Source organism: Pseudomonas sp. LBUM1664 (assembly GCF_059695895.1).
Map to the genome: position 1 here is coordinate 2,639,288 of NZ_CP166791.1, position 16,310 is coordinate 2,655,597.

The window sequence follows — 16,310 nt, forward strand, 5'->3', positions numbered from 1 at the left end:
CGCTCCCACATTTGAAATGCATTCCCCTGTGGGAGCGAACCTGCTCGCGATAACGGCCTCAAACTTACCGAAAAATGCCTGAAAAACTGGAGATCCCCCATGAACGCTGCCGTCGACGTTCTGCAATCCACCCATCAGCACATCAACCGCGACCGCCTGTGGCAATCGCTCATGGACCTGGCCCGACTCGGTGCCACGGTCAAGGGCGGCGTGTGTCGGTTGGCCCTGACCGATCTGGACCGCCAGGCCCGGGATCTGTTTGTGCAGTGGACCGAAGCGGCCGGTTGCAGCGTCAGCATCGATGCCGTGGGCAATATCTTCGCCCGCCGCCCTGGGCGTAATCCGAACCTGCCCCCGGTCATGACCGGCAGTCACATCGATACCCAACCCACCGGCGGCAAGTTCGATGGCTGCTTTGGCGTGCTGTCCGGCTTGGAGGTGCTGCGTACCCTCAATGACCTCAACATCGAAACCGAGGCACCGCTGGAAGTGGTGGTGTGGACCAACGAAGAAGGTTCGCGCTTCGCCCCGTGCATGATGGGCTCCGGCGTGTTCGCCGAAAAATTCACCCTCGAGGAAACCCTCGCCAAGACCGACGCCGAAGGCATCACCGTGGGCCAGGCGTTGAGCGCCATCGGCTACGCCGGCCGGCGCCAGGTCAGTGGTCATCCGGTGGGGGCGTATTTCGAGGCGCACATCGAACAGGGGCCGATCCTGGAAGATGAACACAAGACCATCGGCATCGTGATGGGCGCACTGGGGCAGAAGTGGTTCGACCTCACGTTGCGGGGCGTCGAAGCCCACGCCGGCCCGACTCCGATGCACCTGCGCAAGGATGCCCTGGTGGGTGCCTCGATCATCGTCGGCGCCGTCAACCGCGCCGCCCTTGGCCATCAACCCCATGCCTGCGGCACGGTCGGTTGCCTGCAAGCCTACCCGGGGTCGCGCAATGTCATCCCCGGCGAAGTACGCATGACCCTGGATTTCCGTCACTTGGAACCGGCGCGACTGGATTCGATGATCGCCGAGGTCAAGCAGGTGATCGAAGACACTTGCCGGCAGCACGGCCTGATCTATGAGTTGAAACCCACGGCCGACTTCCCCCCGCTGTACTTCGACAAGGGCTGCGTCGAAGCCGTGCGCGGCGCTGCCCAGGGGTTGGGTTTGTCCCACATGGACATCGTCAGCGGCGCCGGCCATGACGCGATCTTCCTCGCCGAACTGGGCCCGGCCGGAATGATCTTCGTGCCGTGCGAAGGCGGCATCAGCCACAACGAAATCGAAAACGCCGCCCCGGACGACCTCGCCGCCGGCTGCGCGGTGCTGCTGCGCGCGATGCTGGCCGCTTCACAGGCCATTGCCGAGGGACGCATGGCGGCTTAAGGACAAAAGATCGCTTGGTATTGGAAAGATCGCAGCCTTCGGCAGCTCCTACGTGGGAACGCTCGGTCATCCAGAAGGGTCGTAACGTTCATGCGCCTCTGACCACATGGAGAACCGATGAGCCAGGACGTCCCGACTACCGATACCAATCGTCGTCAATTGCTGCAAATCATCGCCGGGCTGTCTGACGGGGTGATGTTGATCGAAGTCGATCAGACCATCGCCTGGGCCAACGAAGCGGCGTTGACCATGCACGGGGTCACTGACCTCAAGGCGCTGGGGGCTAACGCCGAGGAATACGCCCAGCGTTTCAATTTGCGCTATCGCAACAACCACCCGCTGACCGAAGAAAACTACCCCATCGCCCGGGTCGCCCGTGGCGATGAGTTCAGCGACGTGCTGGTGGAGGTCACGGCTGAGGCCGATCCCGAGCGCACCTGGGTGCACCGGATCCGCAGCATGTTGCTGACCGACCGCAACGGTGAGCCGGAACTGCTTGTACTGATTATCAGCGACGCCACCGAATGGGCCAGCGCCGAACAGCGCTTCGAGAAAACCTTTGGTGCCAACCCGGCGCCGGCGGTGATCTGTCGTCTCAGTGACTTGCGCTACATCAAGGTCAACCAGGGCTTTCTGGAGATGACCGGCTACAGCCGCGAGCAAGTGATCGGGCGTTCGGTGTATGAGCTGGACGTGCTCGAGGCCGCCGAGAGGCGTGATCTGGCCGTCGAACGCCTGGGGCAGGGCTCGACCATTCCGCAGATGCAGGCCGAGCTGAAATTGCCGGGTGGCGGCAGCAAGCAAGTGGTCGTCGCAGGCCAGCCACTGGACCTGCACGACGAAGACTGCATGCTGTTTTCCTTCATGGACATGGAGCCGCGACGCAAGGCCGAAACGTCGCTGCGCCAGAGCGAGGAGCGTTTTGCCAAGTCGTTTCGCCTCACCCCTGTGCCGACGCTGGTGTGCAGCGCCGAACAGCAGTTGGTGGAAATCAACGAAGCCTTTCTCCACACCACCGGTTACGCCAGCGAAGAAGTGCTGGGTAAAACCGTGGAGGAGATTGGCTTCCTCGGCAAAGAAGCCAGCGCGGCGCTGTTTGCCACGCTGGAGAAGACCGCGAATGTGTCCAGTGTCGACGTCAAGGTTCATAAAAAAGGGGGGGAGCAGATCGACTGCGAGGTGGCGGCCGACACCGTGGTTATTCAGGACAAACCGTGCTACCTGCTGGTATTGATGAACATCACCGAGCGCAAGCGCTCGGAGCTGGAGCTGGTCACGGCCATCGAGGAGGTCATGAAAGACGCTTCCTGGTTCAGCCGGACCCTGATCGAAAAACTGGCCAATGTGAAGAGCATCAACACGCAGATGCCCGCAGTGTCATTCACCGAGCTGACGGCCCGGGAGCGTGATGTGCTGGGGCTGATTTGCCAGGGCTTGGCGGACAAGGAAATCGCGGCGCGCTTGAAGCTGGCCCCCAATACCGTGCGCAATCACGTGGCGACGCTGTATTCGAAACTGGACGTTCACAGTCGCAGCGAAGCGATTGTCTGGGCACGGGCACGGGGCTTGTTCGCCAATGAATGGCGGATGAAGGCACCGTGATGGCCAGTGCAAATGCACTGGTAATGATGGTGCAAATTCGGGTTTTAAGCGCACCGTTGGCTGCTTAGGCTGTGAGGGTGCGGCATTGTCTATGTCGCGTCCCCCACGAAACAGCCAAGGAACACGCCACAATGCGCAGTGAACGAATCAAACGTGCAATCGACAGGATGTCTGCAGGAGCCAGGAGCTCGGCGCTATCTACCCGTTTTTTGCAGGCTTGATGCCGAGGTGCAACGTATGACCCACCTGGCACCTCTGCGCGCCCGCCTGGAAGAAAGCTTCACGCCACTGGCCTGCGAATGCAGCCTCAATGGCGACGGCACCCTCACCGTACGTCTCTATCACCGCAAAAGTGGAGAAGTGGACCTGGTGGTGAGCGGTCTGAGCCTGGACAGCGTCCGCTCGGAAGAAAGCCTGGCGAAGCTGGTCGATGAACTGCGATATGAGCTGCAGCACGCGCCCCTGCATCGCGAAAACGTGAGCTGATCCACCACGCTTCTATAGCAGCGTCGCCCGGCAATCGAGCGCCAACCGTGCGCCACCGCGCTCGCTGCTACCCACTTCCAGCGTGAAGCCGTGCAAACTGACGATCGCCGCGACAATTGACAGGCCCAGGCCAAACCCGCCGTGCTGGCTACTGCCCTCAGCGCGATAGAAACGCCGGAACACCGCCTTGCGCTCGGCTTCGGGTATGCCGGGGCCGGAGTCGAGCACTTCGATGCGGGTGCTGTCGCCCTGATCGACCCCCCGCAGGATGACTGCGCCCCCCGTCGGGGTGAATTTGATGGAGTTGCTCAGCAGGTTCGACACGGCCTCGAACAGCAACGCCCGGTCGCCGTTGAGCAGGGGCAGGGTGTCGGGCACTTCGAGGGTGAAGGTCAGTTCGCCTTCCTCGGCCAAGGGCAGGTAAAAGTCGTGCAGTTCCTGCAATAACTGCAACGGATCGAGGCGCACGAACCCCGAGCGTCGCTGTTGGTCTTCCAGTTCGGAAATCCTCAACAAACCACGAAACCTGGCCATCAGGGTATCGGTCTCGGCAATCACCTGATCCATCTGCAAAGCCTCGGGCGAACCGTCCTGGGCTTGCTGCTGGATGCGATACAGCTGGGCGCGCAGGCGCGTCAGCGGAGTGCGCAGGTCATGGGCGATGTTGTCGCACACGCCCTTGACCTCGTTCATCAAGCGTTCGATGCGGTCGAGCATGGCATTGACGATCGCCGCCAGCATGTCCAGTTCATCGCGACGGCTCGATAGCGGCAGGCGGTGGGTCAGGTCGCCTGCGACAATGGCCTCGGCACTGGCTTGCAGTTTACGAATACGCTGCAGCGGTCGGCGGCGTAGCAGATGCCAACCGGCAATGCCTGGCAGGATGGTCAACGACACGCCCCAGAACAGCGCATGCAAGATGATGCGTGTCACGGCAAACAGCGAGCCGTTGTCCCGCGCCAGCACCAGCCACCGTCCGTCCTGGGTCCGGCTCGCCACCGCATCGCAACTGTCGGGAGGTACGCTGGGATCGTTGGAATCGACACAGCCGTCGAGCATATGGATTTTGCCGTCCAGCGGCAGTTCGGCCGGAATCTGCTGGATCGGTCCGCTCAAGTGCTGCAAGTGCGGATCGAACAGGCCGTAGGCGTCGACGCCGCGTTCGTCCAGCGTCAGGCTGGCCATTAGGGCGTCTTCCAACTGTTCGCCGTGGATCCGCGCGAACAGATGCTGGCGCTGCATCAGGGAGTGCTTGGCCAGACTGTCGAGGTAGCCGAATACTTCGTAATACATCACCCCCATCAGGATCGCGCTCCAGATCACGAACAGTGAACTGTACAGCGCCAGCAGGCGGCTGCTGGAGGAGCGCCAGCCCTTAGCGGGGTTCAGCAATGACATAGCCGGAACCCCGTACCGTGCGAATCAGCGGTTCGAGGCCCGGAGGGTCGATCTTCTTGCGCAGGCGGCCGATGTGAACGTCGATCAGGTTGGTTCCGGGGTCGAAGTGATAGCCCCAGACTTCTTCGAAAATCATCATGCGCGACAGGATCTGCCCACTGTTGCGCATCAAGAATTCCAGCAACTTGTATTCGGTGGGCAGCAGGCTGAGCAATTGCTCATTGCGGCTGGCTTCGCGGCTGATCAGGTTCAGTTCCAGATCGGCGACCCGCAGCACGGTTTCCGGCTCACGAGCCCCATTGTTACGCCGCAGCAGCACTTCGACCCGGGCGGCCATTTCATCGGTGGCGAACGGCTTGGTCAGGTAATCGTCGCCGCCGGCCCGCAAGCCGCGAACTCGCTCATCCACATCGGAGAGGGCGCTGATCATCAGTATCGGCGTAGCCACGCCCATGGTGCGCAGCGTGGTGACGATCACCAGGCCGTCGAGCTCGGGCAGCATGCGGTCGAGGGTGATCAGGTCGTAATCGCCGCTCACCGCCCGTTCCAGGCCTTCACGGCCGTTGTCGACCCAGTCGACGTTCAGGCCGTTGCGGGTCAGCTCGGCGACGATTTCACGGGCGGTCACGGCGTCATCTTCGATGGTCAGAATGCGGTTCATGGGCGGTACCGAGTTGGGAAATTGAAGCCATTGCGCAGCATTCTGCCAAAAAATACCTGTCTGCTTTCTGAAAAAAAGTTCATGGGAGCGACAAGCCGATTCACTGGTCTGGATCAATACTTGGTCACAAACTAATCCCTAACATCAATTTCGTGCGCACTATTATGTTGCATCTGTTGCCCTGCTTTGGCGCGTTGTCGCTGCCGGGTACTGACGCGAACCAGTGATTGGTGTGCCGCAAGGAGCCGAGACCTCACTCAACCTTCAAGGAAGAGCAGCATGATGCAACCTCAAGACCTTCTACAACGAAAATTTGATATCCAGCCGCTGAAACAGGCCGATATGACGGTTCGCCTGGACGGGCAGACTGTCAGCGCCGCCAAAGGTGAAACCGTCCTCACCGTGATCCAGTCCCTGGGGCAACGTCAGGTGGCCCGCAATGATCACGGCCAGATCAGCGGCGCGTATTGCGGCATGGGCGTGTGTCAGTGCTGTCTGGTCAAGATCGACGGCCGTCACAAGCGCCGCGCCTGCCAGACCCAGGTGCGCCCTGGCATGCAGATCGAAACCCGGGCCAACCGCATCACCGAAACGGAGGCGCCATGAACCTCAATCCGGTGATTGTCGGTGGTGGGCCGGCCGGTATGGCAGCGGCCATTGAACTGGCCTCGCACGGGGTGCGCTGCACCTTGCTCGAAGAGGCGCCGCGCCTGGGGGGCGTGGTGTACCGCGGGCCGCTGCGCGATGGCGTCGGGCTGGAGTACCTGGGGCCGCGCTACAGTGAAGCCCTGGAGAAACTCCACGCTGAATTCCAATGCCACGCCGGGCTGATCGACGTGAGATTGAGCAGCCGCGTCATCGGCGCCGAAGGGTTCCGGGCGCTGATGCTGCTGGACGCCGACGAACGCTTGGGCGAGGTCGTTTATTCCCACCTGGTCCTGGCGGCGGGTTGCCACGAGCGCAGTGTGCCGTTTCCCGGCTGGACCCTGCCGGGAGTGATGATGCTCGGTGGCCTGCAGCTCCAGATCAAGAGCGGGGTGGTCAAGCCGCCGAGCCCTGTGGTGATCGCCGGCACGGGGCCGTTGCTGCCGCTGGTGGCCTGTCAGTTGCACGCTGCTGGCGTGACCGTAGCCGGTGTTTATGAAGCCTGTGCATTCGGCAAGATCGCCAAGCAAAGCCTGGCATTGCTGAACAAGCCGCAACTGTTCCTCGATGGCTTGAGCATGCTGGCCTATCTCAAGCTGAATCGTATCTCCGTGCGCTACGGATGGGGCGTGGTGCAGGCCCAGGGCGAGGGCGAATTGAGCAGCGTCACCGTCGCGCCGTACTCCAGTACCTGGGAGCCTGACTTGAAACGCGCCGAACAGGTGTCGGCCCACACGCTGGCGGTCGGCTACGGTTTCATCCCGCGTACCCAATTGAGCCAGCAGATGGGCCTGGAGCACGGCTTCAGCGATGACGGCTACTTGCGGGCCGTGTCCGATGCCTGGCAACAAAGCAGCGAAGCGCACGTTCATCTGGCCGGCGACATGGGCGGCATTCGCGGCGGTGAAGCCGCCATGCTGAGCGGGCGCATTGCCGCGCTGTCGATCCTGATGCAATGCAATGTGCTGGATTCGTCCACCGCCCTCGCGTATCGCGAGCGCTACCAGGTGCAACTTGATCGGATCATTCGCTTTCGCGCCGCGGTGGACCGCTACACCGAGCGCGGCGCCGGGCAAACGGCATTGCCGGCTGCCGACACGGTGATTTGCCGCTGCGAACACGCCACCCGCGCCGACATCGACCGGGCTCTGGATCAGGGCGTGCAAGACATGGCCAGCCTGAAAATGCGCACCCGCGTGAGCATGGGCGACTGCCAGGGGCGGATGTGCGTCGGCTATTGCACTGATCGATTGCGCGAAGCCACCGGTCGGTCCGATGTGGGCTGGCTGCGGCCACGTTTTCCCATCGATCCGATTCCTTTTTCAGCGTTCCAGACCGCCGGCACGGAGGCCATCCAGCATGATTAAGCATCCAGACCTCAAGGACTACGACGTTGTCATCGCCGGTGGCGGCGTGATCGGGGCCTCCTGCGCCTATCAACTGTCCAAGCGCAAACACCTGAAAATCGCCCTGATCGATGCCAAGCGCCCTGGTAACGCTACTCGTGCTTCGGCTGGCGGCCTGTGGGCCATCGGCGAGTCCGTTGGCCTGGGCTGCGGGGTGATTTTCTTTCGCATGATGTCGGCCAATCGAAAGCGCGAGACCCAGGGCGCCGCTGTGGCGGTGGATGCCAGCACGCCACATATCCTGCCCCAGTCGTTCTTCGATTTCGCCTTGCAGTCCAACGCGATGTACCCCCAGCTGCACCGCGAATTGATGGACAACCATGGCATGGATTTCAAGTTCGAGGAGACCGGGCTCAAGTTCGTGATCTACGACGACGAAGACCGTTTGTACGCAGAACACATCGTCGCCTGCATTCCCCACCTGGCCGATCAGGTGCGCTGGCTCGACCAGGCCGCCCTGCGCGAGGCTGAGCCGAACGTCAGCCATGAAGCCCTGGGCGCGCTGGAGTTTCTGTGCGACCACCAGGTCAGCCCGTTCCGGCTGGCCGATGCCTACACCGAAGGTGCCCGTCAGAACGGCGTCGATATGTTCTTTAACACCCACGTGACTGAAGTCCTGCGCGACGGGGCGCGGGTGACGGGTGTGAAAACCGCCGAGGCGGGGAGCTTCAACTGCCGGACCCTGATCAATGCTGCCGGTGCCTGGTCGGCGGACCTGAGCGAGCAGGCCACCGGCGTGCGGATTCCGGTCAAACCGGTAAAAGGGCAAATCCTGCTGACCGAACGCATGCCGAAAATCCTCAATGGATGCCTGACCACCAGCGACTGCTACGTGGCGCAGAAGGACAACGGCGAAATCCTCATCGGCAGCACCACCGAAGACAAAGGGTTCGACGTGACCACCACCTACCCTGAGATCGAAGGGCTGGTGCAGGGCGCGATGCGTTGTATCCCGAAGCTGGCCGACATCAACCTGAAACGGACCTGGGCCGGTTTGCGCCCGGGCTCTCCCGATGAATTGCCGATCCTGGGGCCGATGCGCGGCGTGCAGGGCTACCTCAACGCCTGCGGGCATTTTCGCACCGGCATCCTGACCTCAGCCATCACCGGGGTGCTGCTGGACAAACTGGTGAACAACGAGCCCTTGCCGCTGGACATCACACCGTTCCTGGCGGATCGGTTCGAGGTCGCGCCAGTTAACGAATCGAAGGCAGTGGAGCTGGCCTAAAGAAATCCTGTGTGGGAGCGAGCCTTCTCGCGATGACGTCGGATCAGCCAACATCAATATCAATGTTGGCTGACGTTAATCCTCGAACCCAACCTGTTCATGGATTTCGTCGACCTTGAGCTCCAGCCGGTAAGCCACGGCAATGAACAGCGCCTGGCACAGGCAAAGTGTGGCACTCAACGAACGGAAGGCGAACGAGCTGCCTTCGTTCACTAGCAGCACGGCATTGGCCCGCTTGGCCAGGGGTGACAGGGTGCTGTCGGTGATGATCAGCGTCTTGGCCTGATGAAGCTGGGCGATGCGCAGGCAGTGCTGGGTTTCCTTGCCGTAGGGCGTGAAGCTGATGGCGATGACCAGGTCGTTGGCCCGCACGCTGCGCATCTGCTCGCGATAGCTGCCCCCCAGGCCGGAAACCAGGTGAATGCGTTTGTTGGTGTGTTGCAGGTTGTAGACCAGGTAATCGGCCACCGCGAACGAGCGCCGTACGCCCACCACATAGATGTTGTCGGCATTGACCACCAAGTCTACGGCTTTGTCGAAAGCCTGGTCGTCCAGCTCCAGCCCCAGACGCTCGATGCCCGACAAGGTAGCGTTGACGCACTCGCGTGCCAGGTCGCCGCCGCTGGCTTTCTGCGACTTGTTGACGATCATGCTGCGTATGCGCTGCTGGTAGTTCTGCACCGGTGTGGTCTTGTGGGTGTAAGCCTCGCGGAACAAAGCCTGCATTTCGCTGAACCCACTGAAGCCGAAGCGTTGGGAAAAGCGCACGATGGCCGACGGGTGCACTTCACACTCCCGTGCGATGTCGCTGATGCGGTCGACCATGATCCGGTCGCTTTGCTGGCTCATGTAGCTGGCGATGCGTTTGAGCTGGCGCGGCAGGCTTTCGTATTCGTCGGTAATCAGTTGCAGCAGACGCTCGGCATTGATCGGTGGGCTTGAGCTCGCGGGTTCGGACGCGCTCTCGGACGGCGCCGTCAGATCGGGACGGGTCATAGAAAATCCTTATGGCTTGTTCTTACAGGACGGCCCGATAAAAAAGCCGGCCCTCGACAATAGGTTGGCTGATTGCAGTCTACAGCGTAGGCGCGTGGAAAATCATGGGCGGAAAAAGTTGCTGTGCATGCTGAAACGTTGCACCACGTCTGGCCCGGTTTCGGTTATGGTTTATTGGAAAAAATATTCCACGTTAAAAGATTATAGAATAATTATTGATTGTTGGTCGCTGCTCGTTTTAGTCTGCATTCACCAAGAGCGTTGGCGTCGGTTCCGGCGACAAGCGCAGGCTGATAAAAATAACAGGAGCCAGCATGGGCCAGACTCGTTTTGCCAGTGGGCGTCAATTGGATGTGATCTGCCTGGGACGCCTGGGCGTCGACCTTTACGCGCAGCAAGTCGGAGCGCGCCTGGAAGATGTCTCGAGCTTCGCCAAATACCTGGGCGGTTCGTCTGCCAACATCGCTTTCGGTACGGCGCGGTTGGGGCTCAAATCGGCGATGCTGAGCCGGGTAGGGGACGACCACATGGGCCGCTTCCTGGTGCAATCCCTGGCGCGAGAAGGCTGCGATGTCAGTGGTATCAAGGTCGACCCTGAACGGCTGACGGCCATGGTCTTGCTGGGTATCAAGGATCGGGAAACCTTTCCCCTGGTGTTCTACCGGGAAAATTGCGCCGACATGGCGCTGCGCGCCGAAGACATCGACGAAGCCTTCATTGCCTCCAGCAAGGCGCTGCTGATCACCGGCACTCATTTCTCTACCGAAAGCGTCTACAAGGCCAGTATCCAGGCGCTGGACTATGCGCAAAAGCATCAGGTCAAACGCATTCTCGACATCGATTATCGGCCGGTGCTCTGGGGGCTGGCGGGCAAGGCCGATGGGGAAACCCGCTTCGTGGCCGACCAGAAAGTCAGCCAGCACGTGCAAAGCATCCTGCCGCGTTTTGACCTGATCGTCGGCACCGAAGAAGAATTCCTGATCGCCGGCGGCGGCGAAGACTTGCTGATCGCATTGCGCACCGTGCGCTCGCTGACGGCGGCGACGTTGGTGGTCAAGCTCGGCCCGCAGGGTTGCACGGTGATCCACGGCGCCATTGCAACCCGACTTGAAGACGGCGCCATTTATCCAGGGGTGCGGGTCGAGGTCCTGAATGTATTGGGCGCCGGTGATGCGTTCATGTCGGGTTTTCTCGCCGGTTGGCTGGAGGACGCCAGTGATGAGCGCTGCTGCCAGTTGGCCAATGCCTGCGGTGGCCTGGTGGTGTCGCGCCACGCCTGTGCCCCGGCGATGCCGACCCGGGCTGAACTCGACTACTTGTTCAACAGCCCGGTGCCGATCACCCGGCCGGATCAGGACGACGTGTTGCAACGGCTGCATCAGGTCAGCGTGCCCCGCAAGGCCTGGAAACAACTGTTCATTTTCGCTTTTGACCATCGCTGGCAACTGGTGGAGCTGGCCCAGAAGGGCGGTCGCGACCTGAGTTGCATTAGCGAACTCAAGCAACTGTTCATCCAGGCGGTGGAGCGGGTCGAAGCCGATCTGCAGCACCAGGGTGTTGAGGCCGATGTCGGTCTGTTGGCCGATCAACGTTTTGGCCAGAACTCGCTGAACGCCGCCACCGGGCGCGGCTGGTGGGTGGCGCGACCCGTTGAAGTACAGGGTTCACGGCCGCTGGCGTTCGAACACGGGCGTTCCATCGGTAGCAATCTGATCGCCTGGCCGCAAGAGCAGATCATCAAATGCCTGGTGCAATTTCACCCTGACGACGAACCGCTGTTGCGCCTGGAGCAGGAGGCGCAATTGATGAGTCTGTACAAGGCGTCCCAGGTCAGCGGCCATGAATTACTGCTGGAAATCATTCCACCCAAGGATCATCCATCGCCGCACCCGGACGTGCTGTACCGCGCCCTCAAGCGCCTCTACAACCTGGGGATCTTCCCGGCGTGGTGGAAGATCGAAGCCCAGACCTTCGAGCAATGGAAGCAACTCGATGAGCTGATCCAACAGCGCGATCCGTATTGCCGGGGCGTGGTACTGCTGGGCCTCAACGCCCCGGCCGCCGCGCTGGCCGAAGGTTTCCGGCAGGCCAGCCAGAGCACCACCTGCCGGGGGTTTGCCGTTGGTCGCACGATCTTTCAGGAGCCGAGCCGGGCCTGGTTGGCCGGGGAAATCGATGATCAAACGCTGATCCAGCAGGTGCAGGGTACATTTGTGGAATTGATTGAGGCGTGGCGTGCCGCCCGAAGTTAAAAGTTGTGAACACTGACCCTGTGGGAGCGAGCAGGCTCACTCCCACAGGGTCTGTCGCCGTCTTCAATGGTTATGTAAAAACAATAAAAGGTGCAGCCATGCCCGCTATTCGAATTGGCATCAACCCGATTTCCTGGAGCAACGACGACTTGCCATCGTTGGGCGGCGAGACGCCGTTGAATACGGCGCTGAGCGAGGGCAAGGAAATCGGCTACGAAGGGTTTGAACTCAACGGCAAATTCCCCAAGGACGCCAAGGGGGTTGGCGATGTGCTACGCCCGTATGACCTGGCGCTGGTCTCCGGCTGGTATTCCAGCCGCCTGGCCCGGCGTTCGGCGGCCGAGGAAATCGATGCCATCGCCAGCCACGTCGAGCTGCTGGCGCAGAACGGTGCCAAGGTGCTGGTGTATGGCGAAGTGGCTGACTCCATTCAAGGCCAGCGCATTCCACTGATCGAACGGCCGCGTTTTCACACCGACGAAGCCTGGCAAACCTACGCCGAAAAACTGACCGAGCTGGCGCGCTTCACCTTGTCTCAAGGCGTGCGCCTGGCCTATCACCACCACATGGGCGCCTACGTCGAATCGCCTTCGGACATCGACAAACTGATGGCCTTGACCGGCAGCGAGGTCGGCCTGCTGTTCGATTCGGGCCACTGCTGCATGGGCGGCGGCGAACCGCTGCAGGTCTTGCGCAAACACATCGAACGCGTCTGCCATGTGCACTTCAAGGACGTGCGCAAACCGGTGGTGCAACTGGCGCGCAACAACCTCTGGAGCTTTCCCGACTGCATCATCAATGGCACCTTCACCGTGCCGGGGGATGGTGACATCGACTTTGCGGCGTTGCTGGACGTCCTGCTGGCCGCCGATTACCAAGGCTGGCTGGTGGTGGAAGCCGAGCAGGACCCGGCCGTGGCGCCGAGTTATGTGTACGCCAAGAAAGGCTACGAGACCCTGCGCGCCTTGCTGCAAGAGAGGACCCGGTCATGAGCCTGTTGATCAAAAGCCATTCCAGCGGTCAGACGATGGTCCAACTGCCCCCTGGCGAATTGGAATACGTCGGCTTCGCTGCCTACCGTTTGAGCCTCGGTGAAACCCTGCCAGTGGCCGCCGGTGACAAGGAGCTTTGCCTGGTGTTGCTCAACGGTCGCATCAGCCTCAAGGGCGAAGCGCCGGGGCAGGGTGCCTTCGACTGGGACAACCTCGGTGATCGCCAGTCGGTGTTCGAGGACAAATCGCCCTATGCCGCTTACCTGCCGCCCGGCAGCCAGGCCCAGGTCACCGCCCTGAGCGACGTGCAGGTCGCCGTGTGTGCCGCGCCGGGTTCGACCCAACGCCATTACGGTCCGCGGTTGATCCGTCCGGACAGCATGAAGCGCAGCGTGCGCGGCAAGGGCGCCAACACTCGGTATGTCTGCGACATCCTGCCGGACAGCGAGCCGGCCCATTCACTGCTGGTGGTGGAAGTGCGCACGCCGTCGGGTCATTCGTCGAGCTACCCACCCCACAAGCACGACACCGACGACCTGCCGCACCAGAGTTTTCTGGAAGAAACCTACTACCACCAGATCAACCCGTCCCAGGGCTTCGTGTTCCAGCGGGTCTACACCGACGACCGCAGCATTGACCAGGCCATGGCCGTGGAAAACAGCGACCTGGTGGTGGTGCCCAAGGGTTACCACCCGGTCAGTGTGCCCTACGGGTACGAGTCGTATTACCTGAACGTCATGGCCGGGCCGAAGCGGGTCTGGCAGTTCCATAACGACCCGCAGCACAGTTGGCTGCTGGACCTTTGAATTTCACCATCCGCACGGAGAACAAGAACAATGAGCGACGCCCCGGTAGTAGGTCATTACATCAACGGTCGGGTGCTGGACAGTGACAATGCGCGGTTCAGCAAGGTCTTCAACCCGGCCACCGGCGCGGTGCAGGCCCGGGTGGCCCTGGCCGAGCCGGGTACCGTCGATGCGGCGGTGACTTCGGCGCTGGTGGCGTTCCCGGCCTGGTCCGAGCAATCGTCCTTGCGCCGTTCGCGGGTGATGTTCAAGTTCAAGGAGCTGCTGGATCGGCATCACGACGAGCTGGCGCAAATCATCAGCCGCGAACACGGCAAAGTGTTGTCCGACGCCCACGGCGAGGTCACCCGCGGCATCGAGATCGTCGAGTATGCCTGCGGTGCACCCAGCCTGCTCAAGACCGACTTCAGCGACAACATCGGCGGCGGCATCGACAACTGGAACCTGCGCCAGCCCCTGGGTGTGTGCGCCGGCGTCACGCCGTTCAATTTCCCGGTCATGGTGCCGCTGTGGATGATCCCCCTGGCGCTGGTCGCCGGTAACTGCTTCATCCTCAAGCCTTCGGAGCGCGATCCGTCCGCCAGTTTGCTCATGGCCCGGCTACTGACGGAAGCCGGCTTGCCCGACGGTGTGTTCAACGTGGTCCAGGGTGACAAAGTGGCAGTGGACGCGCTGTTGCAGCACCCGGACATCGAGGCGATTTCCTTTGTCGGGTCAACGCCCATCGCCGAATACATCCATCAGCAGGGCACGGCGAGCGGCAAACGCGTGCAAGCCCTGGGCGGGGCCAAGAACCACATGATCGTCATGCCCGACGCCGACCTCGACCAGGCGGCGGATGCCTTGATCGGTGCGGCCTACGGCTCGGCCGGCGAACGCTGCATGGCGATTTCCATTGCCGTGGCGGTGGGAGACGTGGGCGATGAGCTGATCGCCCGTCTGCTGCCTCGCATCGATCAGTTGAAGGTCGGCAACGGCCAGCAACACGATACCGACATGGGGCCCTTGGTCACCGCCGAGCACAAGGCCAAGGTGGAAGGTTTCATCGACGCCGGCGTGGCCGAGGGCGCGCGACTGATTGTCGATGGCCGTGGCTTCACAGTGCCGGGGGCCGAGCAGGGTTTTTTCGTCGGGGCGACGCTGTTCGACCAGGTTACTGCTGACATGAGCATCTATCAGCAGGAAATCTTCGGCCCGGTGCTGGGGATCGTCCGCGTGCCGGATTTCGCCACGGCCGTGGCCTTGATCAACGCCCATGAGTTTGGCAACGGTGTGTCGTGCTTTACCCGTGACGGCGGCATCGCCCGGGCGTTTGCCCGCAGCATCAAGGTCGGCATGGTGGGGATCAATGTACCGATCCCGGTGCCCATGGCCTGGCATTCCTTTGGCGGCTGGAAACGCTCGCTGTTCGGTGATCACCATGCCTATGGTGAGGAGGGCCTGCGTTTCTACAGCCGCTACAAAAGCGTGATGCAGCGCTGGCCCGACAGCATCACCAAGGGCCCCGAGTTCAGCATGCCAACTGCCCAATAACCTGTTCGTATGAAAGCCGGAGGGATGACAACAATGAACAAGCCCCTGCGTTTTGCCCTGAACCGAATGGTCGCTCCGCGCCTGTCACTGCCCGAATTCATTGACCTGGCGTTGGCATTGAAAACCGATGCCATCGAGATCCGCAACGATCTGCAAGGCGTCGAGATCGAGAACGGCATGCCGCCCGCCCGCGTGCGCCAGTTGTGCGAGGAGCGGGGCATCAAGGTGCTGTCGATCAACGCCCTGTACCCCTTCGACGTGTGGAGCGACGAGCGCCGTGCCCAGGCCGTAAGACTGGCCGACTACGCCCGCGAATGCGGCGCCGAGGGGCTGGTGATGTGCCCGCTCAACGACCGCGCCGACCTGCGCAGCGAAGCCGAGCGCGCCGCGGGGCTGCGTACGGCGCTCAGTGAATTGGCACCGATCCTGCGGGCCTTCGGCATCTATGGTTTCATCGAGCCTCTGGGTTTTGTGGCCTGTTCGCTGCGCCGCAAGCGCGTGGCGGTGGAAGCGATCAAGGCTGTCGATGGGCTGGATGTGTTTCGCCTGGTGCATGACACCTTTCACCATCACCTGGCGGGCGAGCAGGAATTCTTTCCCGAACTGACCGGGCTGGTGCACATCTCCGGCGTCGAGGATGCCCATGCACCGTTAGCGACGATCCGCGACGGCCATCGGGTGCTGGTGGGCGAGGATGACATCCTCGGCAATGCCGCGCAGATCGAGGCGTTGCGCACCGGTGGTTATGAGGGCTACCTGTCCTTCGAGCCGTTTGCCGAGAGCATCCACGAGTTGGCCGACATTCGCCAGGCGCTGGGGGCGAGTATGAACCACCTTCAGAACCCCCAAGCCTGACACGATGGTTGGTCTGATGAAGATCCCACAGGGGATTGGGCCAGCCACCCAATTTGCATTCCAGACA

14 protein-coding genes are annotated in these 16,310 nt (G+C 61.7%); 11 read left to right on the forward strand and 3 right to left on the reverse strand.

Annotation, left to right across the window (positions count from 1 at the left end):
• Positions 1–99: 99 nt before the first annotated feature.
• The 3 genes from ACA047_RS12485 to ACA047_RS12495 all read left to right on the forward strand — a co-directional run bounded on the left by ACA047_RS12485 (position 100) and on the right by ACA047_RS12495 (position 3,471).
• On the forward strand, positions 100–1,383 hold the full coding sequence (locus ACA047_RS12485) for a Zn-dependent hydrolase (RefSeq protein WP_497359480.1): 1,284 nt from the start codon (positions 100–102) through the stop codon (positions 1,381–1,383).
• Positions 1,384–1,500: 117 nt separating this feature from the next.
• On the forward strand, positions 1,501–2,985 hold the full coding sequence (locus tag ACA047_RS12490; RefSeq protein WP_497359481.1) for a helix-turn-helix transcriptional regulator: 1,485 nt from the start codon (positions 1,501–1,503) through the stop codon (positions 2,983–2,985).
• A gap of 237 nt (positions 2,986–3,222) precedes the next feature.
• Positions 3,223–3,471, forward strand: coding sequence for a DUF1652 domain-containing protein (locus tag ACA047_RS12495; protein ID WP_497359482.1), 249 nt, complete (start codon positions 3,223–3,225; stop codon positions 3,469–3,471).
• A 12-nt stretch (positions 3,472–3,483) separates the two neighbouring features.
• On the opposite strand, the gene ACA047_RS12500 is transcribed toward ACA047_RS12495, so the two are convergent.
• Entirely contained in the window at positions 3,484–4,869 is a 1,386-nt protein-coding gene (locus ACA047_RS12500; RefSeq protein WP_497359483.1) for a sensor histidine kinase, read from the reverse strand.
• Entirely contained in the window at positions 4,847–5,530 is a 684-nt protein-coding gene (locus ACA047_RS12505) for a response regulator transcription factor (RefSeq protein ID WP_497359484.1), read from the reverse strand. The genes ACA047_RS12500 and ACA047_RS12505 overlap by 23 nt, the downstream gene beginning before the upstream one ends.
• 282 nt (positions 5,531–5,812) lie before the next feature.
• On the opposite strand from ACA047_RS12505, the gene hcnA reads away from it, so the two are divergent.
• Genes hcnA through hcnC form a run of 3 tightly spaced genes read left to right on the forward strand, consistent with a single transcriptional unit; the run spans position 5,813 to position 8,809 of the window.
• Positions 5,813–6,136 (forward strand): cyanide-forming glycine dehydrogenase subunit HcnA, encoded by a 324-nt coding sequence (gene hcnA, locus ACA047_RS12510; protein WP_497360325.1) that lies wholly within the window; start codon positions 5,813–5,815, stop codon positions 6,134–6,136.
• Positions 6,133–7,542 (forward strand): cyanide-forming glycine dehydrogenase subunit HcnB, encoded by a 1,410-nt coding sequence (hcnB, locus tag ACA047_RS12515; RefSeq protein WP_497359485.1) that lies wholly within the window; start codon positions 6,133–6,135, stop codon positions 7,540–7,542. The genes hcnA and hcnB overlap by 4 nt, the downstream gene beginning before the upstream one ends.
• Positions 7,535–8,809, forward strand: coding sequence for a cyanide-forming glycine dehydrogenase subunit HcnC (gene hcnC, locus ACA047_RS12520; RefSeq protein ID WP_497359486.1), 1,275 nt, complete (start codon positions 7,535–7,537; stop codon positions 8,807–8,809). The genes hcnB and hcnC overlap by 8 nt, the downstream gene beginning before the upstream one ends.
• 75 nt (positions 8,810–8,884) lie before the next feature.
• Here hcnC and ACA047_RS12525 read toward each other — a convergent pair whose 3' ends face one another.
• Positions 8,885–9,805, reverse strand: a complete 921-nt coding sequence (locus ACA047_RS12525; RefSeq protein WP_497359487.1) for a MurR/RpiR family transcriptional regulator — start codon at positions 9,803–9,805, stop codon at positions 8,885–8,887.
• Between the two features lie 314 nt (positions 9,806–10,119).
• Here ACA047_RS12525 and ACA047_RS12530 point away from each other — a divergent pair, with 314 nt between their 5' ends.
• The 5 genes from ACA047_RS12530 to ACA047_RS12550 all read left to right on the forward strand — a co-directional run bounded on the left by ACA047_RS12530 (position 10,120) and on the right by ACA047_RS12550 (position 16,243).
• Complete coding sequence (locus ACA047_RS12530; protein ID WP_497359488.1) at positions 10,120–12,057, forward strand: bifunctional 5-dehydro-2-deoxygluconokinase/5-dehydro-2-deoxyphosphogluconate aldolase; 1,938 nt, start codon at positions 10,120–10,122, stop codon at positions 12,055–12,057.
• Between the two features lie 98 nt (positions 12,058–12,155).
• On the forward strand, positions 12,156–13,049 hold the full coding sequence (iolE, locus tag ACA047_RS12535; RefSeq protein WP_497359489.1) for a myo-inosose-2 dehydratase: 894 nt from the start codon (positions 12,156–12,158) through the stop codon (positions 13,047–13,049).
• On the forward strand, positions 13,046–13,855 hold the full coding sequence (gene iolB, locus ACA047_RS12540; RefSeq protein WP_497359490.1) for a 5-deoxy-glucuronate isomerase: 810 nt from the start codon (positions 13,046–13,048) through the stop codon (positions 13,853–13,855). Before iolE ends, iolB begins: the two co-directional genes overlap by 4 nt.
• 30 nt (positions 13,856–13,885) lie before the next feature.
• The gene (locus ACA047_RS12545) at positions 13,886–15,388 is read left to right on the forward strand and encodes a CoA-acylating methylmalonate-semialdehyde dehydrogenase (RefSeq protein ID WP_497359491.1); all 1,503 of its coding nucleotides are present in this window, start codon (positions 13,886–13,888) and stop codon (positions 15,386–15,388) included.
• 33 nt (positions 15,389–15,421) lie between these two features.
• The gene (locus ACA047_RS12550; protein WP_497359492.1) at positions 15,422–16,243 is read left to right on the forward strand and encodes a TIM barrel protein; all 822 of its coding nucleotides are present in this window, start codon (positions 15,422–15,424) and stop codon (positions 16,241–16,243) included.
• Positions 16,244–16,310: the final 67 nt, after the last annotated feature.

Bases quoted from the DNA above. Each gene is read 5' to 3' on its own strand.
- ACA047_RS12485 (WP_497359480.1), top strand. From the start codon at position 100: ATGAACGCTGCCGTCGACGTTCTGCAATCCACCCATCAGCACATCAAC.
- ACA047_RS12490 (WP_497359481.1), top strand. From the start codon at position 1,501: ATGAGCCAGGACGTCCCGACTACCGATACCAATCGTCGTCAATTGCTG.
- ACA047_RS12495 (WP_497359482.1), top strand. From the start codon at position 3,223: ATGACCCACCTGGCACCTCTGCGCGCCCGCCTGGAAGAAAGCTTCACG.
- ACA047_RS12500 (WP_497359483.1), bottom strand. From the start codon at position 4,869: ATGTCATTGCTGAACCCCGCTAAGGGCTGGCGCTCCTCCAGCAGCCGC.
- ACA047_RS12505 (WP_497359484.1), bottom strand. From the start codon at position 5,530: ATGAACCGCATTCTGACCATCGAAGATGACGCCGTGACCGCCCGTGAA.
- hcnA (WP_497360325.1), top strand. From the start codon at position 5,813: ATGCAACCTCAAGACCTTCTACAACGAAAATTTGATATCCAGCCGCTG.
- hcnB (WP_497359485.1), top strand. From the start codon at position 6,133: ATGAACCTCAATCCGGTGATTGTCGGTGGTGGGCCGGCCGGTATGGCA.
- hcnC (WP_497359486.1), top strand. From the start codon at position 7,535: ATGATTAAGCATCCAGACCTCAAGGACTACGACGTTGTCATCGCCGGT.
- ACA047_RS12525 (WP_497359487.1), bottom strand. From the start codon at position 9,805: ATGACCCGTCCCGATCTGACGGCGCCGTCCGAGAGCGCGTCCGAACCC.
- ACA047_RS12530 (WP_497359488.1), top strand. From the start codon at position 10,120: ATGGGCCAGACTCGTTTTGCCAGTGGGCGTCAATTGGATGTGATCTGC.
- iolE (WP_497359489.1), top strand. From the start codon at position 12,156: ATGCCCGCTATTCGAATTGGCATCAACCCGATTTCCTGGAGCAACGAC.
- iolB (WP_497359490.1), top strand. From the start codon at position 13,046: ATGAGCCTGTTGATCAAAAGCCATTCCAGCGGTCAGACGATGGTCCAA.
- ACA047_RS12545 (WP_497359491.1), top strand. From the start codon at position 13,886: ATGAGCGACGCCCCGGTAGTAGGTCATTACATCAACGGTCGGGTGCTG.
- ACA047_RS12550 (WP_497359492.1), top strand. From the start codon at position 15,422: ATGAACAAGCCCCTGCGTTTTGCCCTGAACCGAATGGTCGCTCCGCGC.